The 24,852-nt window shown below is 66.4% G+C and carries 18 protein-coding genes; 7 read left to right on the forward strand and 11 right to left on the reverse strand.

The window, feature by feature from the left end:
- Nucleotides 1-592 precede the first annotated feature (592 nt).
- The gene (locus tag GY40_RS16325; RefSeq protein ID WP_038364489.1) at nucleotides 593-1,090 is read left to right on the forward strand and encodes a GNAT family N-acetyltransferase; all 498 of its coding nucleotides are present in this window, start codon (nucleotides 593-595) and stop codon (nucleotides 1,088-1,090) included.
- A gap of 189 nt (nucleotides 1,091-1,279) precedes the next feature.
- Here GY40_RS16325 and GY40_RS27630 read toward each other — a convergent pair whose 3' ends face one another.
- From GY40_RS27630 to uvrB, 3 genes are read right to left on the reverse strand one after another with little or no spacing between them, the layout of a single operon-like run.
- Nucleotides 1,280-1,426, reverse strand: coding sequence for a DUF2267 domain-containing protein (locus tag GY40_RS27630; protein WP_156115979.1), 147 nt, complete (start codon nucleotides 1,424-1,426; stop codon nucleotides 1,280-1,282).
- Between the two features lie 16 nt (nucleotides 1,427-1,442).
- The gene (locus GY40_RS27140; protein WP_081925471.1) at nucleotides 1,443-2,354 is read right to left on the reverse strand and encodes a DUF2971 domain-containing protein; all 912 of its coding nucleotides are present in this window, start codon (nucleotides 2,352-2,354) and stop codon (nucleotides 1,443-1,445) included.
- Nucleotides 2,355-2,376: 22 nt separating this feature from the next.
- Entirely contained in the window at nucleotides 2,377-5,079 is a 2,703-nt protein-coding gene (gene uvrB / locus GY40_RS16335) for an excinuclease ABC subunit UvrB (protein ID WP_081925472.1), read from the reverse strand.
- A gap of 142 nt (nucleotides 5,080-5,221) precedes the next feature.
- Here uvrB and GY40_RS16340 point away from each other — a divergent pair, with 142 nt between their 5' ends.
- The gene (locus tag GY40_RS16340) at nucleotides 5,222-8,665 is read left to right on the forward strand and encodes a class I SAM-dependent DNA methyltransferase (protein ID WP_038364493.1); all 3,444 of its coding nucleotides are present in this window, start codon (nucleotides 5,222-5,224) and stop codon (nucleotides 8,663-8,665) included.
- Nucleotides 8,666-8,680: 15 nt separating this feature from the next.
- On the opposite strand, the gene GY40_RS16345 is transcribed toward GY40_RS16340, so the two are convergent.
- Nucleotides 8,681-9,898: a TIGR03862 family flavoprotein gene (locus GY40_RS16345; protein WP_038364496.1), complete on the reverse strand. Its 1,218-nt coding sequence runs from the start codon at nucleotides 9,896-9,898 to the stop codon at nucleotides 8,681-8,683.
- A 97-nt stretch (nucleotides 9,899-9,995) separates the two neighbouring features.
- Between GY40_RS16345 and GY40_RS16350 the strand changes: the two genes are divergently transcribed.
- Nucleotides 9,996-10,316, forward strand: a complete 321-nt coding sequence (locus GY40_RS16350) for a YnfA family protein (protein ID WP_038364498.1) — start codon at nucleotides 9,996-9,998, stop codon at nucleotides 10,314-10,316.
- A gap of 146 nt (nucleotides 10,317-10,462) precedes the next feature.
- Here GY40_RS16350 and GY40_RS16355 read toward each other — a convergent pair whose 3' ends face one another.
- The 7 genes from GY40_RS16355 to GY40_RS16385 all read right to left on the reverse strand — a co-directional run bounded on the left by GY40_RS16355 (nucleotide 10,463) and on the right by GY40_RS16385 (nucleotide 19,640).
- A complete protein-coding gene (locus tag GY40_RS16355) occupies nucleotides 10,463-12,190 on the reverse strand; it encodes a Na/Pi cotransporter family protein (protein WP_038364500.1) in 1,728 nt (575 codons plus the stop codon).
- 156 nt (nucleotides 12,191-12,346) lie between these two features.
- The gene (locus GY40_RS16360; RefSeq protein WP_248311200.1) at nucleotides 12,347-13,414 is read right to left on the reverse strand and encodes an ABC transporter ATP-binding protein; all 1,068 of its coding nucleotides are present in this window, start codon (nucleotides 13,412-13,414) and stop codon (nucleotides 12,347-12,349) included.
- Nucleotides 13,411-15,627, reverse strand: a complete 2,217-nt coding sequence (locus GY40_RS16365; protein ID WP_038364502.1) for an ABC transporter permease — start codon at nucleotides 15,625-15,627, stop codon at nucleotides 13,411-13,413. The genes GY40_RS16360 and GY40_RS16365 overlap by 4 nt, the downstream gene beginning before the upstream one ends.
- A 229-nt stretch (nucleotides 15,628-15,856) precedes the next feature.
- On the reverse strand, nucleotides 15,857-16,798 hold the full coding sequence (locus tag GY40_RS16370; RefSeq protein ID WP_248311211.1) for an ABC transporter substrate-binding protein: 942 nt from the start codon (nucleotides 16,796-16,798) through the stop codon (nucleotides 15,857-15,859).
- 200 nt (nucleotides 16,799-16,998) lie between these two features.
- Entirely contained in the window at nucleotides 16,999-17,781 is a 783-nt protein-coding gene (locus GY40_RS16375; protein WP_038364505.1) for an inositol monophosphatase family protein, read from the reverse strand.
- Complete coding sequence (gene iolG / locus GY40_RS16380; RefSeq protein WP_248311201.1) at nucleotides 17,781-18,800, reverse strand: inositol 2-dehydrogenase; 1,020 nt, start codon at nucleotides 18,798-18,800, stop codon at nucleotides 17,781-17,783. The genes GY40_RS16375 and iolG overlap by 1 nt, the downstream gene beginning before the upstream one ends.
- A gap of 39 nt (nucleotides 18,801-18,839) precedes the next feature.
- Nucleotides 18,840-19,640, reverse strand: a complete 801-nt coding sequence (locus GY40_RS16385; RefSeq protein ID WP_038364509.1) for an SDR family oxidoreductase — start codon at nucleotides 19,638-19,640, stop codon at nucleotides 18,840-18,842.
- A 330-nt stretch (nucleotides 19,641-19,970) separates the two neighbouring features.
- On the opposite strand from GY40_RS16385, the gene purU reads away from it, so the two are divergent.
- The 4 genes from purU to GY40_RS16405 all read left to right on the forward strand — a co-directional run bounded on the left by purU (nucleotide 19,971) and on the right by GY40_RS16405 (nucleotide 24,849).
- A complete protein-coding gene (gene purU, locus GY40_RS16390; RefSeq protein ID WP_038364511.1) occupies nucleotides 19,971-20,834 on the forward strand; it encodes a formyltetrahydrofolate deformylase in 864 nt (287 codons plus the stop codon).
- A gap of 210 nt (nucleotides 20,835-21,044) precedes the next feature.
- Nucleotides 21,045-22,832, forward strand: coding sequence for a peptide ABC transporter substrate-binding protein (locus GY40_RS16395; protein WP_038364513.1), 1,788 nt, complete (start codon nucleotides 21,045-21,047; stop codon nucleotides 22,830-22,832).
- A 150-nt stretch (nucleotides 22,833-22,982) separates the two neighbouring features.
- On the forward strand, nucleotides 22,983-23,942 hold the full coding sequence (locus tag GY40_RS16400; RefSeq protein WP_038364515.1) for an ABC transporter permease: 960 nt from the start codon (nucleotides 22,983-22,985) through the stop codon (nucleotides 23,940-23,942).
- Nucleotides 23,908-24,849: an ABC transporter permease gene (locus tag GY40_RS16405; protein ID WP_038364517.1), complete on the forward strand. Its 942-nt coding sequence runs from the start codon at nucleotides 23,908-23,910 to the stop codon at nucleotides 24,847-24,849. The genes GY40_RS16400 and GY40_RS16405 overlap by 35 nt, the downstream gene beginning before the upstream one ends.
- The last annotated feature ends 3 nt before the right edge of the window (nucleotides 24,850-24,852 follow it).

The following is a 24,852-nucleotide window of genomic DNA, read 5'->3' on the forward strand; positions in this document are numbered from 1 at the left end:
TGGGTATCAGGCCGCTTCCATTGAGCCAGGATGCGGCGCGGAGGGATTGAGCCACCCTCCGCACGCCCCGTGGCGCTCCGCTTATCGGCGTTCTTAAGTCTCCGGGCCGCGCTTACCGGGCCTGCAGCCATCCTTCGCCGCGAGCCCTTTCGACGCCAGTTCGGCTCAGCGCCTTGTCGCGTCTACTCGGGCATGGGACGAAGGCGTGATGCCATCGGCCGTTCCCAGCGAGCTCCTCGCACAGGGATCGTAGTGTCCCCAGGGCGGTGCCCCGAAGCCTCCCGGGAGTGGATCGTGACTCCACCCGCAGGCGCCGCCCCCGCCCCGCCAACGGCATACCTCCGGATGGCTGCCCCTCGGGGACGAGGTGGGGTGAGGATAGGCGCGGGACGCGAGGGCGGGGATAAGTTTTGGCGAGCCGCGACGCCTCTTCGCCTCTTCCCTTCTCCCCCTGCGGGAGAAGGGTTCCCCGCGCCCTCCATCGGCCGCGCAAGACGGGGATGCGCGGCACAAGGCCGAGCCTGACGGCGGGCCGGGTTCGACTCCACGCCGGGATGGCGGCATGGCATAAGCGCTCTCTCAAGGAGCCAGCATGCCAATTCGCCCCGAACAGCCCGCGGACGCAGCCGCCATCCGCGCCCTGACCACCGAAGCCTTCGCGGCGGCGCCGCATAGCAGCGGCACCGAAGCGGCCATCATCGACGGCTTGCGCGCGGCCGGCGCGCTGACGCTCTCGCTTGTCGCCGTCGAGGACGACGAGATCGTCGGCCATGTCGCCTTCTCGCCGGTGACGATCGACGGGACGGAGCGTGGCTGGTTCGGGCTCGGGCCGGTCTCGGTGCGGCCGGGCCGGCAGCGCAGCGGTGTCGGCTCGGAGCTGATCCGCGAGGGCTTGCAGCGCCTGCGCGAGATCGGCGCCGGCGGCTGCGTGTTGCTCGGCGACCCCGGCTATTACGGCCGCTTCGGTTTTGCCGCCGATCCGGCGCTGGTGCTGGAGGGCGTGCCGCCGGAATATTTCATGCGCCTCGCCTTCGGGGCCGGGGTGCCGGCCGGCACGGTGCGCTATCACGCGGCTTTCGACGGCGCCTGAGGCTCAGGAGCGATAGGGCTGCCGAACCGCTACGCCTTTCCTTCTCCCGGCTGGGAGAAGGTGGCGCGGAGCGCCGGATGAGGGTGTGCGTTTTCTGAAGAAGGCTCAACGGCTCCGTTGCGGCTAGACGATCAGCGGCGGTCCCTCACCCCTGCCCCTCTCCCATCCGGGAGAGGGGTTCTCCGCGGCTCACTTCATCGCCCGGAAGGTGACCAGCACGGCCAGCACCGCCGCATAGCTCTGATGCGTGGTGCCGAGCCCAAGCTCATCGCGCGCATCGAGCAGGAAGCGCTCGAAATCGCGCGAGGCGTGGACGAAGGTGGAGGGTACGGTCATGGCGGCTGAAGACGGCCTACACGATACGGTCAAATGTTAGCGCATACGCGCCTCTTGCGAGCTTTGCCTGGAAGATGGCCACGTCTTCATTCAAGGATTGCGCGGCGCCAATAACTTCATCACGACATTCAAATTCAAACCGATGACCTAGGTACAATTCCACCAGCTCTTGAGGATGAAACGGCAAGAAAGTCGCTGATTTCCCCTCTGGAACGAACGACGGAACGACAAGGCGTAACTCTTCTTCGTAAGCCCATTCGGGGCTCTTTGTTGCAGTCAGATACCGATTGAAAGCCCGCATATCCTCCAACTTGGGACGAGCGCCCTTGAGCGGATCGACCGGGTCGTAAAAGCTGGGTCGAACAGCGCTATAGGCAACGGGTTCAAGCAAACACAAAAACGAGTCCGCAGCAGAATCCGGCTTGAAGCCAAGCACAACCCCTCGATGCTGGTCGGCATAATGCGCCCACATAAGAAGATTGTCTTTGCGACGCGTTGCGCAAAAAATCCCGCTATCGCGAAATTGCGCAACTAAAGCCGCCCGTCGGCCCTCCAACGCATTAAGCTCAGCCTTTAACTGCGGACACGAGTCTTCGAAATCTGGTGAGGCAACCAGCGCAAACAACTCGGCACGTTGTTTCTGAGTGCCAGCCCTCATCATCGACGATACCGCCGCCACTTCCTCAAATGGCAATCCTAAGCGGCGAGAAAGTGCGGCAGGATCATTTTCGATCATGTCAACGATGGTAAGAGCAGCATCTCGATGCTGCTCTTTCAATGAGCTATCAAATAGGTCGTCTATATACGCATCAAAAGGGTCGTTCATTTCGGTTGGCCTGCCGAAACGCAGAGAACGATTCCTAATGATCAATTTAGCCGATGCATGGCTCGTGTACTTATAAACGACAGGGAACTCACTCAGCGGCATCGCATCCCCCGAACGCAATTGACTAGGAACGTCGCCGCCGCCGCTCCCCCGCCCCTTTCGGCCGCGATTCCGGCACCGGACCCATCTCGTCCAGGGTCGGCTTCCGCACCCGCGAGGTGCCCGTCAGCAACGGGTTCGGCTTCTCGCCAGACTTGGGCTTGCCCTCGCCGCCGCCGAGATTATGCGGGCCCATATCCGCGTCCGTGGGTTTGCGGGCGCGGGTCGGCGGCAGGTTGGCGCTGGAGCCGTAAGAGCGCTCGCCCTTGTACTTGCCGGCGGAGGCCTCGACATCGCCCTGCCGGGCGAGCGGATCGTCCGCGATCGCCAGCTCCGTCGCCTGCAGGCGCTTGATTTCGTCGCGCAGGCGGGCCGCCGTCTCGAATTCGAGATCGGCCGCGGCCTCGCGCATGCGCTTCTCGAGATCGGCGATCGCGGCCTTGAGGTTGTGGCCCGAGGCCGGCGCCACCAGCCCCTTGTCGACCGTGACATGGTCGCGCTCATAGACCGAGCCGAGAATGTCGCCGATGGCGCGCTTGATCGTCTGCGGCGTGATGCCGTGCTCGGCATTGTAGGCGAGCTGCTTCTCGCGGCGGCGGTTGGTCTCGGCCAGCGCCCGCTCCATCGAGCCGGTGACGTGGTCGGCATAGAGGATGACCTTGCCGTCGACGTTTCGGGCGGCGCGGCCGATGGTCTGGATCAGCGAGGTCTCGGAGCGCAGGAAGCCCTCCTTGTCGGCGTCGAGAATGGCGACGAAGCCGCATTCGGGGATGTCGAGGCCCTCGCGCAGCAGGTTGATGCCGACCAGCACGTCAAAGGTGCCGAGCCTGAGGTCGCGCAGGATCTCGATGCGCTCGATCGTGTCGATGTCCGAGTGCATGTAGCGCACGCGCACGCCGTTCTCGTGCAGGTATTCGGTCAAATCCTCGGCCATGCGCTTGGTCAGCACGGTGACGAGGGTGCGGTAGCCCTTCTCGGTGACCTCCTTGATCTCGTCCAGGAGGTCCGCGACCTGATGTTTTGCGGGCCGGATCTCGACCGGCGGGTCGATCAGGCCGGTCGGGCGGATGACCTGCTCGGTGAAGACGCCGCCGGTCTGCTCCATCTCCCAGCCGCCGGGGGTGGCCGAGACATGCACCGATTGCGGCCGCATCGCGTCCCATTCCTCGAAGCGCAGCGGCCGGTTGTCCATGCAGGAGGGCAAGCGGAAGCCGTATTCGGCCAAAGTCGCCTTGCGGCGGAAGTCGCCCCGGTACATGCCGCCGATCTGCGGCACGGTGACGTGGCTCTCGTCGGTGAAGACCAGCGCGTTGTCGGGCAGGTATTCGAACAGGGTCGGCGGCGGCTCGCCCGGCTTGCGGCCGGTGAGATAGCGCGAATAGTTCTCGATGCCGTTGCAGGAGCCGGTGGCCTCGATCATCTCGATGTCGAAGGTGCAGCGCTGGTCGAGCCGCTGCGCCTCCAGATAGCGGCCCATGCGGTTGAGCTCGTCGAGGCGGGCCTTGAGCTCCTCCTTGATCGACTTCACCGCCTGGGTCAGCGTCGGGCGCGGCGTGGTGTAGTGCGAATTGCCGTAGACCTTGATGAATTCGAGCTCGCCGGTCTTCTGGCCGGTCAGCGGATCGAACTCGGAGATCGACTCGACCTCGTCGCCGAACAGGCCGATGCGCCAGGCGCGGTCCTCATAGTGGGCCGGGTAGAGCTCGATCACGTCGCCGCGGACGCGGAAGGTGCCGCGGGCGAAGTCGTGCTGCGTGCGCTTGTACTGGAGCGCGACGAGATCGGCGATGAGCTGGCGCTGCTCGATGCGCTCGCCGAGCTTCACCGAGAAGGTCATCGCCGTATAGGTCTCGACCGAGCCGATACCGTAGATGCAGGAGACCGAGGCGACGATGATCACGTCGTCGCGTTCGAGCAAAGAGCGCGTCGCCGAATGGCGCATGCGGTCGATCTGCTCGTTGATCGAGGATTCCTTCTCGATATAGGTGTCCGAGCGCGGGACATAGGCCTCCGGCTGGTAGTAGTCGTAATAGGAGACGAAGTACTCGACCGCATTGTCGGGGAAGAAGCTCTTGAACTCCCCGTAAAGCTGCGCGGCCAGCGTCTTGTTCGGCGCCAGGATCAGCGCCGGGCGCTGCGTCTCCTCGATCACCTTGGCCATGGTGAAGGTCTTGCCCGAGCCGGTGACGCCGAGCAGCACCTGGTCGCGCTCCTGCCGGCGGATGCCGTCGACGAGATCGGCGATCGCGGTCGGCTGGTCGCCCGAGGGGGAGAACTCCGACTTCATCTGGAAGCGGATGCCGCCTTCCGATTTCTCGGGGCGCTCCGGCCGGTGCGGCGTCCAGGGCTTGCCGGGCTGGATGAAGGGGCTGCCGGTCTCCAAGAGATGCTGGAGCGAGCTCGCCGTCGCGGCCGCTGCGCCCTCGGCGCCGATGAAGGCGCCATCCGCCTTCTTGGAGAGCTTGCGCTTGGGCCTCTCCTCGCCGCCCGGCCGCTCCGTGGCATAGCTCGGCTTCGCCTCGTAGCCGGCCTGCGGCCTGTCGCTGAAGCCGGAGGCGCCGCCCGGCACCGCCGTGCCGCGGTTGATCGCGGGGTTGAGCAGATCGGCGAGATAACCCTCGAGCGGCTTCAGCTCGGGCTTGGTCGCCTTGGAATTCGGCGTGCGGGCCGAGGACGGCTTCTTCGCCGCCTTCGGCCTGGTCGCGGTGGTGTCGGAGCTTTTCGGCATGGCCGCAATATGGGGCGGAACCGCCGCGGATGCGAGGGGGCGCAGCGCCCGGCTGGCATGATTGGTGACAGGAGTTGACAGGACAAAAAACTGCAACTTATAGTTGTATAGATGCGGCATCCGCAATCAGGGGGCCGTTACGATGCCGGGGAGCAGACCCGAGCCGGCGGAGGATGAGGTCGAAGCCTTCATCGCCCGCTGGCGCATGTCGGAAGGGGCCGAGCGCGCGGCCTATGCGCAGTTCCTGAGCGAATTGTGCCCTCTGATCGGCGTCGAGGCGCCGCAGCCGCCAACCAGCGACGCCGACGCGGTGGCCTATCGCTTCGAGTACCCCGTGCGCTTTCCCGACGGGCAGGGCGGACACACGACCGGGCGGATCGATCTCTACAAGAAGAGCGCCTTCGTCCTGGAGGCGAAGCAGAGCCGATTGAAGGGCAGGCCGAAAGCGCTGCTGCTGGTCGGCGACGACGAAGGCGTCGAAGTGGCTTCCGCCAACACGCGCGGCCGCCGCGGTCCGGAACTCGGGCGCGACCTGTTCATGCTCAACGCCCGCAATCAGGGCGAGCGCTACGCCAAGGCCGTGCCGGCGAGCCATGGCTGGCCGCCCTTCCTGATCGTCTGCGATGTCGGCCATTGCTTCGAGCTCTATGCGGACTTCTCCAGCCTCGGGAAAAACTACGCCCAGTTTCCCGACCGGCACCGCTTCCGCATCTATCTGGAAGATTTGAGGGACCCGCAGATCCGGGATCTGATGAGACGGGTCTGGGAAGACCCGCTCTCGCTCGACCCTGCGCGCCGGGCGGCCATCGCGACACGACAGATCGCGGAGCGGCTCGCGGTCGTCTCCAAGGCCCTGGAACAGCGGCATGATCCGGAATTCGTCGCGCTCTTCCTGATGCGCTGCATCTTCATCATGTTCGCGGAGGATGTCCGGCTCATTCCCGCCGACAGCTTCAAGCGGTTGTTGCGCGAATGCCTGGACTCACCGAAAAGCTTCAAGCCGCTCCTCGAAGAGCTCTGGCGAACGATGGACCGTGGCGGCTTTTCCGCTGCGGTCCGTGCCGAGATCAAATGCTTCAACGGCCGCATGTTCGCCGATCCGCAGGTGTTCGGCCTCGGCCGTGACGGCATCGCCGAATTGCTGGCCGCCGCGGAGCACGACTGGAGCCTGGTGGAGCCGTCGATCTTCGGCGGTCTGCTGGAACAGGCGCTCAACCCGGCCGAGCGCGCGCGCCTGGGCGCACACTACACGCCGCGCAGCTATGTGGAGCTGCTGGTCATCGAGACCGTGATCGTGCCGTTGCGCGAGGAGTGGCGCGCGGTCGTCGGAGCGGCGCAGCAAGCGCGCGATGCCGGGCAGAAGAACCTCGCCCTCAATCATATGAAAGCCTTTCACAGCCGGCTTTGCGCGATACGCATCCTCGACCCGGCCTGCGGAACCGGCAATTTCCTGCATGTCGCGCAGGACCTGATGAAGCGGCTGGAAGGCGAGGTGCTGGAAGCGGCCGCCGAACTCGGCGCGGCGGAACATCTCGGCGGATTCGGCGCGCGGGGCGTCGGTCCATGGCAGTTCTTCGGTCTCGACGCGAATTCCCGCGCTGCCGCCATCGCCGATCTGATGCTGTGGATCGGCTATCTGCAATGGCATCTGCGCACCCGAGCCTATGCGCCGCAAGAACCGATCCTGAAGAAGCTCGAGCAGATCCGGACCTGCGACGCCTTGATCTCATGGGCGAAATGGCCGGTTCCGGCGACCCTGCTGGGCCGGGCGGTGGCTCCGCCCGATGTGCACCTCGCGCCCTGGCCGGAGGTCGATTTCATCGTCGGCAATCCCCCTTTCATCGGCGGCAAGGATCTGCGTCGCCGGCTGGGCGACGGATATGTCGCGGGCCTGCGCCAAATCTATCCCCATATCAACGAGAGCGCCGATTTCGTGATGTATTGGGTGGATCGCGCCGCGACCGCGGCGACCCGGCCGGGAGCCCGGCTGCGCCGATTCGGCTTCGTCACCACCAATTCCATCGCACAGGTCTTCCAGAGGCGCGTCCTCGAACGGCATCTTATCGCCGAGCGCCCGATCTCGCTCGTCATGGCGATTGCCGATCATCCCTGGACCAAGGCGGGAAAGGATACCGCCGCCGTTCGCATTGCGATGACCGTGGTCGAGGCCGGGCGGCATGACGGCCGATTGCTCGAGCTGGTCTCGGAAGCGGGGCTCGATACGGACCAACCGCAAATCGAGCTAGCCGAGCGACAGGGGCGGATCAATGCGGATCTGACGATCGGCGCCGATCTCACCAAGACAAACGCCTTGCGCGCCAATCACGGGTTGTGCTCACCGGGCGTGAAGCTGCACGGCGCCGGGTTCATCGTGACGCCGGAGGAGGCCGGGGCGCTCGGGCTGGGCCGCCGCAGCGGTCTGACAGAGCATATCCGCGCTTACCGCAACGGCCGCGACCTGACCGCAAGGCCGCGCAATGCGATGGTGATCGACCTTTTCGGGCTCCCCTTGGAAACAGCTCGGGAGCGTTTTCCGGAGGTTTATCAGCATCTGAAACTGACCGTGCGCCAGGAGCGCGATGCACAGTTCCGACGCTCCCCCACGAAGGACGCCGCCGAATACCTCGATCACTGGTGGCTGTTCGGGAAGCCCCGGCAGCTCTTGCGCCCCGCCCTCGCGCAGCTCCAGCGCTACATCGCCACCGTCGAGACCGCGAAGCACCGCGTCTTCCAGTTCCTCGACGGGTCGATCCTTCCCGACAACATGCTGGTCGCGGTCGCGCTGTCGGATGCCTTCCATCTCGGCGTGCTGTCTTCGCGCTTCCACGTCTCCTGGGCCTTGCGCGCCGGCGGCCGGCTCGGCATCGGCAACGACCCACGCTACTCGAAATCGCGCTGCTTTGACCCGTTTCCCTTCCCGGAGGCCAGCGAAGCCCAAAAGGAGGCGATCCGGCTGCCGGCCGAGGCGCTGGACGCGCTGCGCAAGCAGGTTCTGGCCGAGCATCCCGACCTCACCCTGACCAAGCTCTACAATGTCCGCGAGGCGATCCGCACGGGTTGTGCGCTGAACGCGGCCGAGACCAGTGTCCGCGATCGCGGCCTGGCGCTGATCCTCGACGAGCATCACCTGGCCGTCGATGCTGCCGTGGCCGCCGCCTATGGCTGGCCTGTCGATCTCGCCGAGGAGGAGGTGCTGGCGCGGCTCGCGACGCTCAACCAGCAGCGCGCGCAGGAGGAGAAGCGCGGCCATGTCCACTGGCTGCGACCCGACTATCAGCGCCCGCGCCATGGCGACACGGACAGGGGCGGGGAGCAGCTCGAGGCGGAGGTGCTGGTCGCCGCGCGTCCCGCCGCGACGAAACCGACCTTTCCGGCCGATGCCGTCGAGCGCGTCGCGGCGGTGCTCGCCATGCTGGGCGGCACCGCGATCCCGCTCGATGCGGCAGCCATCGCCGGGCAGTTCCGGCAGGGGCGCCGGGTCGAACGCGCCGTGCGCGAGATCCTCGTCTCGCTCGCCCGTGTCGGGGAAATCTCGACCGTCGACAGCGGCATCCGCTTCGCGCGCCGGCTGACCGCCACGGGGTGACGGGCGCGACCTCGTTCAGCGCTGCCCGAGCCACGCTTCCAAGCCGGCGGCGGCGGCAACGCCCGTCGCGAGGCTTGCCTGCAGCAGGTAGCCGCCGGTCGGCGCCTCCCAGTCCAGCATCTCGCCGGCGACGAAGACGCCCGGCAAGCGCTTCAGCATGAAGCCGGCATCGAGCTCGCCATGGGCGATGCCGCCGGCGGTCGAGATGGCGCGGGCGATCGGCATCGGCGCGGCGAGGCGCAGCGGAGCATCCTTGATGAGCAGCGCCAGGGCTTCGGGCTCGGCCGGCATGGCGGCGCCCGTGACCTCGCGCAGCAGCGCCACGGCGACGGGCGAAAGCCCGGCGGCCTTGCGCAGATGGTTGCTCAGCGTCTCGCCCTTGCGGCGCTTCGTCAGGCGCGCAGCGAGCGCCTCGGCGGACAAATCCGGCCTCAGATCGAGCCGGAGCGTCGCCGCGCCATCGCGCCGAACGGCCTCGCGCAGCGGCGCCGAGAGAGCATAGACCAGGCCGCCCTCGATGCCATCGGCGTCGATCATGGCCTCGCCCGCCGCCACCTCATCGCCGAAGCGCGCCACGATCCGCTTCAGCGGCGTGCCGGCGAAACGCGCGCGCATCGTCTGCGACCAGGCGACGGTGAAACCGGCATTGGCGGGCCGGAGCGGCGACACCGCGATCTCCCGGGCGGCGAGCAGCGGCACCCAGCCGCCATCGGAGCCGAGACGCGGCCAGCTCGCGCCGCCCAGCGCGAGCAAGGCGGCCGCGGGATGGACGGTTTCGGTTTCGCCGGAAGCGAGCCGGAAGGTCAGGGCACCGGCAGCGTCCCAGCCGGTCCAGAGCCGCCCGGCCGCCAGCCCGACGCCCAGCCCTTCGAGACGCCGCAGCCAGGCGCGCAGCAGCGGCGAGGCCTTCATCGCACGGGGAAAGATGCGCCCACTCGATCCGGCGAAGGTCTCCGCGCCGAGCCCATCGGCCCAGTCGCGCAGGGCTTGCGGCGGAAAGGCGCGGATGGCCGGCTCCAGCCAGCCCTTCGCCTCGCGATAGCGGCCGAGGACGGCATCGAGCGGCTCGGAGTGGGTCAGGTTCAATCCGCCCCGGCCTGCCAGCAGGAATTTGCGCGCCGGCGAGGCCATGCGCTCGTAGATCGTGACGCGATGCCCGGCCTGCGCCAGCCGCTCGGCCGCGATCAATCCGGCCGGGCCGGCGCCGATGATGGCGATATTCTGTGCTGACATGTCCCGGGCTTGCTCGCATTGCGCTTCACTCGCAATGACGGCTTAGACTGGGGGCTCCCGCGAGGGAACCTCATTCGCGACCCAGCCGGATCCTGCCATGCCTACGCTTGCCGCCTATATCGGCGCCGCGCTCTTCGAGATCGCCGGCTGCTTCGCCTTCTGGGGCTGGATGCGGCTCGGCAAGCCGGTCTGGTGGCTGCTGCCGGGGCTCGTCTCGCTCGGGCTCTTCGCCTGGCTGCTGACGCTGGTGGAAAGCGCCGCGGCCGGGCGCGCCTACGCCGCCTATGGCGGGATCTATATCGTCGCCTCGCTCGGCTGGCTCTGGGCGATTGAGGGTTTGAGGCCGGACCGGTGGGACGTGACGGGCGGCATCATCTGCCTCGCGGGCGCTGCGATCATCCTGGCGGCGCCGCGTTAGGCAGGCATGAACGCCATTCTCGGGCGAAGCGGCGCTTCGACCCGAGAATCTCATGCAAGAAGAGGAGCCCTTCCGTCCAAAGATGCTCGGGTCAAGCCCGAGCATGACGGCGGGACGGGCCACCTCCCGATCGAAACGCCCGATACTCACCCGCCCGAATGCGGGGCGGGGATGAGCGTGGCCGGCGTCTCGCGATTGCGCGCCGCTTCCTTGGTCTCGCGCAGGCGGCTCTCGCGCAACTCGTTGGCGCTCTCCAGGATCGGGTAAGCGATCGAGACGATGTGGCCGTGGATGCGCTTGAGGTCGCGGATGATGTCGAGATGGATCGCGCTGGTCTCGATCGATTCCGGCCGGCCCGAGCGCAGGCGCTGGAAATGGCTGTCGGTGGCGCGCCGCTCGGCCTCGCGCATCGCCGCCTTGTCGGCGAAGAGCTGGCGGGCGAGCACGAGGTCGCGCGTCGCGAAGACGTTGAGCGCCAGCGCCAGCGCCGAGGCGACGCGGTGATGGAACTCGCGGATCTCGGCCAGCCCCTCGGGCGAGAAGGAGTAGCGCTTGCGGATCTTCTTCTCGGCGAGCTCGCGCAGGTTCTTGTCGATGACGTCGCCGATATGCTCGAGATTGGTGATCAGCGTGACGATCTCGAACAGGCGGCGGCTTTCCTCGTCGGTCAGCTCGTTGCGCGAGACCTTGACCAGATAGAGCTTGATCGACTCATGGATGGTGTCGACGCCGTCATCGGCCCGGGCGATGGCGCGGGAGAGCTTGAGTTCGTCCTTCTCCAGCAGCGTCATGGTGTCGCGCAGCATCGACTCGACCCGGTCACCGAGGCGCAGCGCCTCGCGCATCGCGCCGCCGAGCGCCTCGGTCGGGCTGTCCAGCGCATTGGGGTCGAGATAGCGCGGCGTCACCGCCTCGCCCTTCTCCTCCTTGCCGGGCATGAAGCGCTCGACCAGCCCCGAGATGGGCTTGACGAAGGGCAGGAAGATCAGCGCGCCGACGAAGTTCAGCGCGACATGGAACTCGATGGCGAGGCGCGAGCCCGACGGAGACAGGCCGAGCAGCCAGCCCGAGAGCGGGCCGACGAAGGGCAGCACGGCGAGCGCCAGCAGGAGCCGGGTCAGCAGGTTGCCGACGGCGGCGCGACGCTGGGCGGCCGGCGCGCCAAGCTGGTCCAGCACCGGGATCAGCGCATTGCCGAGATTGGCGCCGATGACCAGCGTCAGCGCGGTTGCCGGCGGGAACAGGCCCGAGGCGGCGAAGGTCGCGATCATCAGGATGACCGCGATGCTGGAATGGACCAGCCAGGTCGCGGCGATGGCGACGAGCATACCGAGCAGCGGCTCGGAACCGATGGCCCCGAGGACGACGCGGAAGGTCGGCGACCGGGCGAGCGGCGCGGCGGCGGCGTTGAGCTCGATCAGCGCCAGCAGGATGAGGCCGATCCCGACGAGGACGCGGCCGATATTGCGCGGCCGTTCCATCGCCTCGCTGGAGAGATACATCGCGACGCCGATGGCGACGCAGAGCCCCCAGAGCCAGCCCAGATCCATCGAGATCACGAAAGCGGCGAGCGCCGTGCCGAGATTGGCGCCGAGAAGGACGGCGAGCGCCATCGCCGGCACGATCAGCGCCTGCCCAGCAAAGGAGGAGACCAGCAGCGTCGTCGCGGTCGAGCTCTGCAGCACCATGGTCACGGCGATGCCGCTGCCGAAGGCGGCGAAGCGATTGCGCGTGAAACTCTGCAACGCATGCCTGAGCTGCGAGCCGAAGGCGCGCATCGCGCCCGTTCGGACCAATCTGACCGCCCAGATCAGCAGCGCGACGCCGCCGGCCAGATGGATCAGGATGGTGGTTGCGCTCTCGCTCGCGTTCATTTCGGTGCGGTCTTTCTCCGGTTTGGGATTGAAATATCTGCCGAATCTATCAATTTTTGATTAGCCGGCCAACTGATATCTCGCAAAAAAGTGCCCATAATGAGATCACCGGAATTGTGATCCGGGCAGGCGAAATCCGGGCTTTCGGCGGCGGAATCAGGCTGGTGGGATCAGCGTCACCCCCGACTCGGCAAAGGAGACCGCGACGGGCGCTCCCGGTTCCAGCATCGTGCGGGCGCCATACTGGACGACGAACAGCTCGCCGATTTCGGTTTCGACCATGACGTCGAGGTGATTGCCGAGATAGGCGCATTTGCTGATCTTGCCCGGCAGCGAGGCCGGGCCTGCGGTGCCGGACAGCAGCAGCGCCTCGGGGCGGATCGCGACCTTGGCCGGGCCGGGGCCGAGATCGCGGGCGGGCAGCGAAATCATGGCGGAGCCGATCGCGACCTCGGCGCGGCCGCCCGCCACGGATTTCACGGTCACCCCGACCAGATTGGCGTCGCCGATGAAATCCGCGACGAAGGCATTGGCCGGCTGCTCATAGAGCTCGCGCGGCGCGCCTTCCTGCGCGATCCGCGAATTCGACATCACGATGATGCGGTCGGAGACCGCCAGCGCCTCCTCCTGGTCATGGGTGACATAGGCGACGGTCAGGTTGAGGTCCTGCTGCAGTTCGCGGATCTCCTCGCGGACGCGGCGGCGCAGCTTGGCGTCGAGATTGGAGAGCGGCTCGTCGAAGAGCAGCACCTGCGGCTCCAGCACGAGGGCGCGGGCGACCGCGACGCGCTGCTGCTGGCCGCCGGAGAGCTCGGAGGGATAGCGGTTTTCGAAGCCCTTCAGGCCGACCAGCGCCAGCTTCTCCAGCGCCATCTGCTTCGCCTGCTCCTTGCCGAGCCCCTTCACGGTGGGGCCATAGGCGGCGTTCTCGAGCACGCTCATATGCGGGAACAGCGCATAGGACTGGAAGACCATCGAGACGTCGCGGTCGGCGGCCGAGAGCTTGGTGACGTCCTTGCCGCCGATCAGGATCTGGCCCTCGCTGGCGATCTCGAGGCCCGCGATCATGCGCAAGGTCGTGGTCTTGCCGCAGCCGGAGGGGCCGAGCAGCGTGACGAGCTTGCCGGCTTCGATGGTGAAATTGACGTTGTCGACCGCCGTCACGGCGCCGTAGCGCATCGAGACATTGCGGAATTCAACGGAAGCGGGGCCGGCCTTCGTCAACTTGCTGCTCCCTGGGTGATGGGGTTGGAGACCGAGCTGGACAGCGCGACGATCTTGCGCCGGCCGAGCTTGCGCTCGCCGACGAGGAACTGGATCAGCGCGATGCCAAAGGCCATGAAAAGGATGAGCGCCGAGGAATAGGCGATGGCGAGGCCGAACTCGCCGGCCTCGACGCGCCCGACGATATAGGCGGTAGAGAGGTTGTACTCGGCCGAGACGAGGAAGATCACGGCGCTGACCGCCGTCATCGAGCGCACGAAGCTGTAGACCAAGGCGGAAACCAGCGCCGGCTTCAGCAGCGGCAGCACGACGCGCCAGAGCGTCGTGAAGCTGCGGGCGCGCAAGGTGGTCGAGGCCTCGTCCAGGCTCTTGTCGATCTGCGACAGGCCGGCGATGCCGGAGCGCACGCCGACCGGCATGTTGCGGAAGACGAAGGCGATGATGAGGATCAGGCCGGTGCCGGTGATCTCGATCGGTGGCACGTTAAAGGCGAGGATATAGGCGACGCCGAGCACCGTGCCGGGAATGGCGAAGGAGAGCATCGTCGCGAATTCGAGTGCGCCGCGCCCGCGGAAGCGCTGCCGCGTCAGCAGATAGGCGGTGAGCAGCCCGATCAGCGCCGTCAGCGGCGCCGAGATCGCCGCGACCTTCACCGTGGTGAAGAAGGAGGACCAGGCCGAGCCCTCGAAGAAGATGCCGTTGCTGAAGTCGATGGCGAAGCCGGTGCGGTAATGCTCCAGCGTCGGGGTGAAGTCGCGGCCCATATTGCGAACGAAGCCGCCGATCAGGATGACCACATAGATGACGACGGTGAGCGCGACCCAGGGCACGATCGCCGCCGTGGCGAGCCAGGAGACGCGGCGCGGCAGCGGGGTCGGCAGGCCGGCATCGCCCTTGCCGGTGACGGTGGTGTAGGATTTGTCGCCGAGCCAACGCTGCTGCACCCAGAAGGCACCAAGCGTGAAGGCGAGCAGGATGATGGCGAGCACCGCCGCCTGCCCCTGATTGTAGGAGGCGCCGACCACCGCGAAGAAGATCTTGGTCGAGAGCACCTCGAAATTGCCGCCGAGCACCAGCGGATTGCCGAAATCGGCCATGCTCTCGACGAAGCCGAGCAGGAAGGCATTGGCGATGCCCGGCCTGAGCAGCGGCCAGGTCACCGTGCGGAAGGTCTGCCAGCGCTTGGCGCCGAGCGTCTGCGAGGCTTCCTCCAGGCTCGGGCTGATGCCCTGCACCACGCCGATCAGCACGAGGAAGGCGATCGGCGCGAAGGCCAGCACCTGCGCCAGCAGCACGCCGGGCAGACCGTAGAGCCAGCGCGAGCGGGGAACCCCGAACCATTCATAGAGCAGGGTCGAGGCCGCGCCGGCGCGGCCGAAGAGCAGGATCAGCGCGAGGCCGATGACGAAGGGCGGGGTGATGATCGGCAGCACCGTCAGCGCCCGCATGATGCGCTTGCCGGGCATGCCGGTGCGCAGGATCAAAAGCGCGCAGGCCAAGCCCAGCAAGGTGGTGATGACGCCGCAGAGCACGGCGAGGACCAGCGTGTTCCAGGCGACGCCGCAATTGGTGTTGCTGGTGACGCAGCCGAGCCCCCAGATCGAGGCATCGAGGAAGCGCGCGAGGAAGGCGGCGGGCGCGAAAGTGCCGTCCGCTTCGATCAGTGCGCTCTTCAGGATGATCCAGACCGGGAAGAAGATGAACAGGCCGATCAGCAGGATGACGATGCCGATCGAGGAGGTCGTGAAGAGGTCGCCGCGGCAAATCCCGCGATAGGCGAGCCCGTGGCAGAGCAGCAGCAGCAATGCGAGCAGCGTCAGGAAGCCGCCGCCGCCCATGCCGCGCTGGGCCGCGCCCGCTCCGCCCAACAGAGCGGCGAGCCAGGGAATGCCCTGGTCCTTGAGCACGATGGCGAAGGCCTGGGCGAAGAACAGGAGCATGCCGAGCAGGCCCGCCCCGATCAGCACCTTCGCCGCCCGTCCACGGTCGGCGCTGCCCATGAAGGCGGTCGCGACCGCAAGGGCGATGCCCACCGGCAGGAGCCAGGGCGCCTGTCCCGAGAGCGCGAGCGCCAGCGCGCTGCCGGCCTTGCCGAACGGATATCCCGCAAGCCAGCCGAGATCGGTCAGGCCCATGCCCTCGACGAGATACCAGGGCATCAGCGCATAGCCGATCCAGCCGATCAGCAGCACGAGTCGCGTCGCCGGTGCCATCCTTGCCCTGTCCCTCACTGCTTATTGCGGCCTAGCCGATTGTCTCGGTCTTGGCGGCCTTGGAACTTGTTCCGCGCTGGAACCACCTCGTCATCCCGGGCTTGACCCGGAATCCATCGAAGGGCGCAAGCGCTCTAGGGTGGATCCCGGATCTCCGCTTCGCTGCGTCCGGGATGACGTCGTGGTTCGGGAGGAAAGCCGTGCAGGCTTTCGCCTTACTTGGGCAGCCTTACTTCGGCAGCGCCTTCACTTCCTTGTCCCACTTCGCGAGCAGGCGGTTGCGCTCGGCCGAGGAGCCGTATTTCACGAAGTCGTAGTTGATGAGCTTCATCTCGCTCATCTTCGGGGCCTGGGCCGGCACCGGCGCGTTCTTGTTCGACGGCACCTGATAGGACTTCGCGGGAGCGCCGAGCGCCTGGGCGGCCGGGGTCAGAGCCCAGTCGTAGAACTTCTTGGCGTTGTCGAGGTTGCGCGCGCCCTTGACGATCGACATCGAGCCGATCTCGTAGCCCGTGCCCTCACAAGGCGCGACCGGCTTGATCGGGTCGCCCTGCACGGCGAAGACCACCGCGTCATGGATGAAGACGATGCCGACCGCCGTCTCGCCGAGGCTCGCGGCCTTGGCCGGCGCCGCGCCTGACTTGGTGTACTGGCTGACGTTCTTGTGCAGGGCCTTGAGGTAGTCGAAGCCCTTCTCCTCGCCCATGAGCTGAACGACGGTGGCGAGCAGGTTATAGGCCGTGCCCGAGGAGTTGGGATCGGCGACCTGGACGTCGTCCTTGAGCTTGGCGTTGAGCAGATCGGCCCAGCATTTCGGCTCGGGGATGCCCTTCGCCTTGATCTGCTCGGTGTTGTAGCCGAAGCCGAGCGCGCCGGCATAGATGCCGATGGTGCGCTTGTTCGCGGCCTTCCACTGATTCAGTGCCCAGTCGTTGAGGTCCTTATTCGCGGGCGATTCGTATTCGGTCGTCAGCCCTTCCTCGGCGGCCTGCAGATGCGGGTCGCCGGTGCCGCCCCACCAGATGTCGCCGCGCGGATTCGAGGACTCGGCCTTGAGCTGGGCATAGATCTCGCCCGCCGATTTGCGGGTCATCGCGACCTTGATGCCGGTCTCCTTCTCGAAGGCGGTCGACATGGCGCGGCACCATTCCTCCTGGACGCCGCAATACATGACGAGCGACCCCTGAGCGCGGGCCGGTGTCGCGGCAAAGGCCGCGGTGGCGATGGCGGCGAAAAGCCCCGCCTTGAGCCAGGATTTCGACTGCATGATAACCTCCCTGATTGTGTGGACCGGCCTCTTACGTCCGGTTTTTGTGATTGTCGTGAAAGTGAAACGACTTGGCCGAAAAGGTCAACGATATAGCGTGCCGGCTAAACGATCCCGGTGATCTCCTTCAGAGCCGGTGCCAGAGCCGGCGTGCAGCACAGGATCGGATTGCCCTTGGCGATGCCTTCGCCGGCGAAGAAGTCATTGATATGGGCGCCGGCCTCCGAGGCGATGACGATGCCGGCCGCGACGTCCCAGGCGTTGATGTGCAATTCGGCATAGGCGTCGCTGCTGCCGTTCGCGACATGGCAGAGGCCGAGCGTGCCCGAGCCGCCGCGCCGGACCGCCGCACCCGCCGCATAGCTGCGGCCGATGGTCTCGACATAGCGCTGCGCCGGGATACGGGTCGACCATCCCAGCTCGACCGAGGCGCGGGCGATGTCCGCACCGCCCGAGACCTTGATCGCATCGCCGTTGAGGGTCGCCCCGGCGCCGCGCCGGGCCGCATAGACCTCGCCCAGCGCCGGTGCGGCGACGACACCGATCTCCGGCACCCGATCCGCCAGAAAGCCGATCGAGATGCACCAATTGCGGTCGCCATGGGCGAAATTTGCGGTGCCGTCGATCGGATCGAGAATCCAGACCGCGTCGGAGGCCTCGCCGCCGCCCTCCTCGCCGATGACGGAATCGTTCGGGAAGAGCGCGGAGAGGCGCTGGCGCAGGAAATCCTCGACCTTGCCGTCGGCGATGGTCAGCCAGTCCTGCGCGCCCTTCATGGTGGTGCCGAGCGATTCACGCTTGCTGAAATAGCCCAGCGCCAGATGGCTCGCCTCGGCCGCGAGGCCGAGCGCCGCGTAATAGCGCAGATCGCGTTCCGCCGGGGTCATCAGTTCGCTCCCAGATCGACGCGGACGGGCTTGCCGGTCTGCGCCGACTCGGTCGCGGCATCGGCGAGGATCTGCGCCTTCAAGCCATCGAGGCCGGTCGGAGACGGCGCGGCCTTGCCGTTGCAGGCAGCGATGAAGGCGTCGAGCTCGGCGCGATAGGCCGCGGCATAGCGCTCCAGGAAGAAGTTCTGCACCGGATCGGCGCGGAAACCCTGCCCGGTCGCGATCTCGACGGTGGTCTCGTGGATGTTGCCGGCGCGCAGCATGCCCTGCGAGCCGTGGACCTCGATGCGCTGGTCATAGCCGTAGGTGGCGCGGCGCGAGTTCGAGATCTGGGCGATCTTGCCCGAGGCCGTCTTCATGACAACGGCGGCGGTGTCGACATCGCCGGCCTCGCCGATCGCCTTGTCGACCAAGGCCGAGCCGAGCGCGAAGACCTCGACCGGCTCCTCGGCCAGGAGGAAGCGCGCCATGTCGAAATCATGGATCATCATGTCGCGGAAGAGCCCGCCCGAGCGCTTGACGTAATCGACCGGCGGCGGCGAAGGATCGCGCGAGATCACCGTGACGATCTCGATGGCGCCGGCCTCGCCCGCGCGCAGGCGCTTCTCCAGCGCCGCAAAGTTCGGATCGAAGCGGCGGTTGAAGCCGATCATCAGCGGCTTGCCGGATTTTTCGACCGTGGCGAGGCAGCGGCGGATGCGGGCGGCGTCGAGATCGACCGGCTTCTCGCAGAACACGGCCTTGCCGGCTGCGACCGCCTGCTCGATCAGGTCGGCATGGGTGTCGGTCGGGGTGCAGATCAGCACGGCGTCGATCGCCGGATCGGCGAGAATCGCCTCGGTGCTCGCAACCTTCGCGCCGGTGGCGGCAGCGAGCGAGGCGGCGGCCTCCGGCATCGCGTCGGTGACGGCGACAAGCTCGGCATCGCCGCGCGCGGCGACGTTCAGCCCGTGAATGCGCCCGATGCGGCCGGCGCCCAGCAATCCGATCTTCATGGTGTCTTCAAGTCCCGTCATCGTTTCCGCAGCCGTCCTGCAGCGATCCGCCCCGGAGCGCTAGTCATGCGCGCCGAGAATATTCTGGTCGAAATCGATATTGGCTCCGGTCATCAGCCCGGATTCGTCGGAAGCGAGATAGGCCACCGCCTTGGCGACCTCGCGCGGATCGATCAGCCGGCCGAAAGGCTGGGAGGCCGAAGCTTCCTCCAGCCAGCCATCCTTGGCGTCGTGGCGCAGCTTCATGATCGCGTCCTCGCCCGGCGTCGCCATCCAGCCGATATTGAGGCCGTTGCAGCGAATGCGGTGCTTGATGAGGCCGTAGGCGACGTTCTTCGTCAGCACGCCAAGCGCGCCCTTGGAGACGCTGTAGGCGGAGAGGAAGGGCTGGCCGCCATGGGCCGACATCGACTGGATGTTGACGATCGCGCCCGCAATGCCCTGCCGGCGCATCAACCCGGCCGCATCCTGGATCAGGAAGAAGGGCGCCCGCAGATTGACCGCCATGATGCGCTCATAGAGCGCGGGCTCGGTGTCGAAGATCGTGCCGCGATCGGTGTCGCCGGCGGCGTTGACGAGAATGTCGAGCCGCCCGAAGGCCTTTTCCGCCGCCGGGACGATCTGCCTGACGGCGTCGAGATCGGCGAGATCGACACGGTGGAAGAGCGCCTCGCAGCCCGCCGCGCGCAGGCTCGCGGCGACCGCCTCGCCGCGCGCGGCATTGCGCCCGGTCAACAGGATGGCGCGGAGGCCGCGGCCGGCGAATTCATGGGCGATCGTCTCGCCGAGCCCCTGGCTGGCGCCGGTGACGATCGCGACCCGGCCCTCGAGGCTGCGGCTGAAACTTACGGCTTGCGGCACCTGCGCCGGCTCCCTGAAAACGGCAGAAATTTTTTAGTTCCACTTTTGTTGGAATAAACATTCCATTTTCGGAGAGGCCAAGTCAAGACGACCCGGAGGCCGGCGCTTGACAAGATCGGCCCGACGCGGTGTTGCAGAGGTGCGGCCATGGCACGGTCGCACTGGAACGGTTCCCCACGCCCATGACGGCACCAGCCCCGACGAGCCCGGCCAGAGCCGGCACCCGCCCGGCCAACGGCCGAGGTTGACGGCAGCGCGTCGCGCGCCGCCCGTCCCATCGCCATCCCCCGTCATTCCTGCCGAAGGGCCGCCGAACCGGCGGCATCAGCCATGCTCGAACACATCTCCATCCTCACCCTGTCCTGCCCCAACCGGCCCGGCATCGTCGCGGCGGTCTCGACGCTGCTGTTCGAGGCCGGCTGCAATATCCTCGACGCCCAACAGTTCGACGACACCGAGACCGGGCGCTTCTTCATGCGCGTCGTCTTCAACCGGCTGGAAGGCAGCCAGCCGCACGAAGCCATCGCGGCCGCCGTCGACGGGCTCGCCGAACGCTTTGCGATGCAAGCCAGCCTGCGCGAGGTCGGGCGGAAGAAGCGCGTGATGCTGCTGGTCTCGAAATTCGACCATTGCCTGGCCGACCTGCTCTATCGCTGGCGCATCGGCGAACTGCCGATGGAGATCACCGGCATCGTCTCGAACCATGCGCGCGAGCATATCGCCTCGACCGATCTCGGGACGCTGCCGTTCCACCACATGCCGGTGACGCGCCAGAGCAAGATGGAGCAGGAGGCGGAGATCTGGCGCCTGATCCAGGAGACGAAGACCGACCTCGTCGTCCTCGCCCGCTACATGCAGATCCTGTCCGATGGATTTTCAGCCAAGCTCGCCGGCCGCTGCATCAATATCCATCACTCGTTCCTGCCCGGCTTCAAGGGCGCCAAGCCCTATCACCAGGCCCATGAACGCGGGGTCAAGCTGATCGGCGCCACCGCGCATTACGTCACGCCCGATCTCGACGAAGGCCCTATCATCGAGCAGGACGTCGAGCGCATCTCGCACCGCGACACGCCGGAAGACCTCGTCCGCAAGGGGCGCGACATCGAGCGCCGCGTCCTGGCCCGGGCGGTTCTCAACCATCTGGAAGATCGCGTGCTCCTCAACGGGCAAAAAACTGTCGTCTTCACCGACTGATTCGCACAAAATTGCACAACCGGCGCGGTTCGGCGAAAAAACTCCCGTAGCCCGGGAATGTCAGCCGGCTAGCGCGGGCAAATCCGGAATTTGCACCGCGCTGCACAGTTGACGCTTTCGTTGGCACATGCCTTGCTGAGGCCGCAACCATAACAATGGCGCCAGAGCGCCGGGGATGCTTTTTGTTTTTTTTAAGGTGGAGGCAATCCGATGAAAGACCAGGAAATCCGCGGCCTGATCGCGGATGTGAAGGAAGGCACGCTGTCGCGACGCTCCTTCATCCAGAAAATGGCGGCAGTCGGCATCGCCGCTCCGATCGCGAGCCAAATTCTCGTCTGGAACGACGTGGCGATGGCGAATGCCACGCTCGAATACAAGCCGACCAAGGCCGGCGGCGGCGGACCGCTCAAGATCCTGCTCTGGCAGGCGCCGACCCTGCTGAACCCGCATTTTGCCTCGGGCACCAAGGACCAGATCGCCTCGCGCATCTTCTATGAGCCGCTCGCCGGCTGGGACAAGGAAGGCAACCTCATCCCCTGCCTCGCCGCCGAGGTGCCGACGAAGGCGAATGGCGGCCTCTCGGCCGACGGCCTGAGCGTCACCTGGAAGCTAAAGCCCGGCGTGAAATGGCATGACGGCAAGCCGTTCACGGCCGACGACGTCGTCTTCACCTGGGAATACGCCAAGGAGCCGGCGACCGCCGCCTACACCACGGGCTCCTACACCAACATCAAGGTCGAGAAGGTCGACGATCTCACGGTCAAGGTGATCTTCCAGCAGCCGACGCCGTTCTGGGCCGACCCCTTCGTCGGCACCGTCGGCCAGATCCTGCCGAAGCACCGCTTCGGCGATTATGTCGGCGCCAAGTCGCGCGAGGCGCCGGACAACCTGAAGCCCATCGGCACCGGCCCCTACAAGTTCGTCGACTTCAAGCCGGGCGACGTGCTGACCGGCGAGCGCAACCCCGACTACCACATCAAGAACCAGCCCGCCTTCGACACGCTCGAGGTCAAGGGCGGCGGTGACGCGGTCTCGGCGGCGCGCGCCGTGCTGCAGACCGGCGAATACGACTATGCCTGGAACCTGCAGGTCGAGGACGAGGTCCTCAAGCGCATGGAGACCGGCGGACGCGGCAAGGTCAGCACGGTTCCCTCGGGCGATATCGAGTTCATCATCCTGAACCCGACCGATCCGTGGACCGAGGTCGACGGCGAGCGCTCGAGCGTCAAGACCAAGCACCCGACGCTGAGCGATCCGAAGGTGCGCGAGGCGATCAACCTGCTGATCGACCGCGACTCGGTCCAGAAGTTCATCTATGGCCGCGGCGGCATCGCGACCGCGAGCTTCGTCAACGAGCCCAAGCAGTTCAAGTCGACCAAGCTCAAATACGAGTTCAACATCGACAAGGCCAACAAGATCCTCGACGAGGCCGGCTGGAAGAAGGGCTCCGACGGCATCCGCGAAAAGGACGGCAAGAAGCTCAAATACGTCTTCCAGACCTCGATCAACGCCCCGCGCCAGAAGACCCAGGCCATCATCAAGCAAGCTTGCCAGCGCGCCGGCATCGATCTGGAGCTGAAGTCGGTCACGGCCTCGGTGTTCTTCTCCTCGGACGTCGCCAACCCCGACACCTACACCAAGCTCTATGTCGACATGGAGATGTACACGACCACGCAGCCGCAGCCCGATCCGGAGCGCTTCCTCAACCAGTTCGTCTCCTGGGAGATCGCCAACAAGGAGAACAAGTGGCTGGGCCGCAACGTCTCGCGCTACTCGGATCCGGCTGCCGACGAGGCCTACAAGGCCGCTCAGAAGGAGCTCGACCCGGCCAAGCGCGCCGCGTTGCTGATCAAGGTCAACGAGATCTTCTGCGAAGCCAACATCATCCTGCCGCTGCTCTCGCGCACCCGCGTCGCCGCGGCGGCGAACAACGTCATGCACGACCATTCCGGCTGGGACGTCGATACCTGGAACATTGCGGCCTGGTATCGCAGCTGAGCTTGAAAACGCCCTTCACGCAGTCTTTCGCTGTGTGAAGGGCGACTGCATCGGCTTGCCCCTCCTGTGCCAAAAGTGCAGGAGGGCTTGCCGATTGCTACCGGCGTTCAGTCCGCGGCCCGGCCGCGCACGCAAAGAGAAACAAACTTCATGGCGACATATCTGATACGGCGGCTTCTTATCGCCATTCCAAGCCTGCTCGGCATCAGCCTGATCCTGTTCACGGTCCTGGCGCTCGCGCCGGGCGATCCTTTCTCGGAGATGGCGACGAATCCGAACGTGCCGCCTGAGGTGCGCGAGGCCATCCGCGCCAGCTTCGGCCTCAACGACCCGATTTTCGTGCGCTATCTGCGCTGGCTCTCCGCCATGGCCCAGGGCGACTGGGGCTTCTCCTTCGCCAGCCGCATCAATGTCGACCAGCTCATCCTGCAGCGCCTGCCGACCACGCTGTTCGTCGTCGGCTCCTCGCAGATCCTGGCGCTGTGCGTCGCGCTGCCCGTCGGCATCTACGCCGCGACGCGGCCCTATTCCGTCTTCGACCAGATCGCCAACACGCTGGCCTTCATCGGCTTCTCGCTGCCGACCTTCTTCACCGGCCTGCTCTTCATCCTGCTGTTCTCGGTGACGCTCGACTGGTTTCCCTTCGTCTACCGCTCCGACATCGCCGCGACCGGCTGGCGCTGGTATTGGGAGATGTTCCGCCAGGCGATCATGCCGATCACCGTGCTCGGCCTGTTCCAGGCAGCGTCCTATACGCGCTATGTGCGTTCCTCGGTGCTCGACGTGATCCGGCTCGACTATGTCACGACGGCCCGCGCCAAGGGCCTCAGCGAGCGCAAGGTCACGCTGCGCCACATCACGCGCAACGCGCTGATCCCGGTGGTGACGCTGGTCGCGCTGCAGATGCCCGCCGTGTTCGGCGGCGCGCTCGTGACCGAGCAGATCTTTCGCGTGCCGGGCATCGGCTCGCTGCTGATCGACGCAATCCTCGCCAACGACACCCCAGTCATCATGGCCGTGACCTTCGTGTTCGCCTGCCTGGTGGTCCTGTTCAACCTCATTGCGGATGTTCTTTATGGCTGGCTCGACCCTCGCATCTCCTTCAGCTGAACCGGCCGTGGCGGCGCGCGCTACCACGGCGGCGGTTTCGCCGGGGCGCGAGACCTGGCGGCGCTTCAAGCGCCACCGCCTCGCCGTGGTCAGCAGCTTCATCCTCGGCTTCCTGATCCTCGGCGTGGTCGTCGGCCCCTGGCTGTGGCCGGTCGCGATCAACGACATCGACTTCACGGCGCAATTGCAGGGACCGTCCTTCGCTCACCCGCTCGGGACCGACGATCTCGGCCAGGATATCCTGGCGCGCATGATGTATGGCGGGCGCATCTCGCTCTCCGTGGGTCTCGCGGCCATGGTGGTGGCGACCTTCGTCGGTGTGATCATCGGCGCGCTCGCCGGCATGTCGCGCAAGGTCGCCGATCCCGTCCTGATGTGGGTGACGGACCTGTTCCTGTCGCTGCCGCAGCTGCCCCTGCTGCTGCTGGTGATCTATCTCTTCCGCGAGCAGCTCAAGGCGCTCTTCGGTGTCGAGGGCGGCGTCTTCGTGCTGATCGTCGTCGTCATCGGCGGCCTGCGCTGGATGCCTGTTGCCCGGCTGGTGCGGGCGCAGTTCCTGTCGCTGCGCGAGAAGGAATTCGTCGAGGCGGCCCGCGCCCAGGGCGCGACCAAGCTCAGGCAGATGTTCGCCCATATCCTGCCCAACGCGCTCGGGCCCGTCATCGTCGCGGCGACGATCGAGGTCTCCGCGGCGATCATCGCCGAATCGACGCTCTCCTTCCTCGGGCTGGGCTTCCCGCCGGACATCCCGACCTGGGGGCGCCTGCTGTTCGACGCCAAGGACCACCTCGATTCCGCGCCGCACTGGGCGCTGTTCCCCGGTGCCGCGATCTTCCTCACCGTGTTGTCGATCAACTTCATCGGCGACGGCCTGCGTGACGCTCTCGACCCGCGCCGCGTGATCTGATCC

It is taken from the genome of Allobosea sp. UNC402CLCol (assembly GCF_000745475.1).
Lineage (GTDB): Bacteria > Pseudomonadota > Alphaproteobacteria > Rhizobiales > Beijerinckiaceae > Allobosea > Allobosea spartocytisi.

Excerpts from the sequence above, each read along its gene's own strand:
- GY40_RS16325 (WP_038364489.1), top strand. The coding sequence starts at position 593 with ATGCCAATTCGCCCCGAACAGCCCGCGGACGCAGCCGCCATCCGCGCC.
- GY40_RS27630 (WP_156115979.1), bottom strand. The coding sequence starts at position 1,426 with ATGACCGTACCCTCCACCTTCGTCCACGCCTCGCGCGATTTCGAGCGC.
- GY40_RS27140 (WP_081925471.1), bottom strand. The coding sequence starts at position 2,354 with ATGCCGCTGAGTGAGTTCCCTGTCGTTTATAAGTACACGAGCCATGCA.
- uvrB (WP_081925472.1), bottom strand. The coding sequence starts at position 5,079 with ATGCCGAAAAGCTCCGACACCACCGCGACCAGGCCGAAGGCGGCGAAG.
- GY40_RS16340 (WP_038364493.1), top strand. The coding sequence starts at position 5,222 with ATGCCGGGGAGCAGACCCGAGCCGGCGGAGGATGAGGTCGAAGCCTTC.
- GY40_RS16345 (WP_038364496.1), bottom strand. The coding sequence starts at position 9,898 with ATGTCAGCACAGAATATCGCCATCATCGGCGCCGGCCCGGCCGGATTG.
- GY40_RS16350 (WP_038364498.1), top strand. The coding sequence starts at position 9,996 with ATGCCTACGCTTGCCGCCTATATCGGCGCCGCGCTCTTCGAGATCGCC.
- GY40_RS16355 (WP_038364500.1), bottom strand. The coding sequence starts at position 12,190 with ATGAACGCGAGCGAGAGCGCAACCACCATCCTGATCCATCTGGCCGGC.
- GY40_RS16365 (WP_038364502.1), bottom strand. The coding sequence starts at position 15,627 with ATGGCACCGGCGACGCGACTCGTGCTGCTGATCGGCTGGATCGGCTAT.
- GY40_RS16370 (WP_248311211.1), bottom strand. The coding sequence starts at position 16,798 with ATGTATTGCGGCGTCCAGGAGGAATGGTGCCGCGCCATGTCGACCGCC.
- GY40_RS16375 (WP_038364505.1), bottom strand. The coding sequence starts at position 17,781 with ATGACCCCGGCGGAACGCGATCTGCGCTATTACGCGGCGCTCGGCCTC.
- iolG (WP_248311201.1), bottom strand. The coding sequence starts at position 18,800 with ATGACGGGACTTGAAGACACCATGAAGATCGGATTGCTGGGCGCCGGC.
- purU (WP_038364511.1), top strand. The coding sequence starts at position 19,971 with ATGCTCGAACACATCTCCATCCTCACCCTGTCCTGCCCCAACCGGCCC.
- GY40_RS16395 (WP_038364513.1), top strand. The coding sequence starts at position 21,045 with ATGAAAGACCAGGAAATCCGCGGCCTGATCGCGGATGTGAAGGAAGGC.
- GY40_RS16400 (WP_038364515.1), top strand. The coding sequence starts at position 22,983 with ATGGCGACATATCTGATACGGCGGCTTCTTATCGCCATTCCAAGCCTG.
- GY40_RS16405 (WP_038364517.1), top strand. The coding sequence starts at position 23,908 with ATGGCTGGCTCGACCCTCGCATCTCCTTCAGCTGAACCGGCCGTGGCG.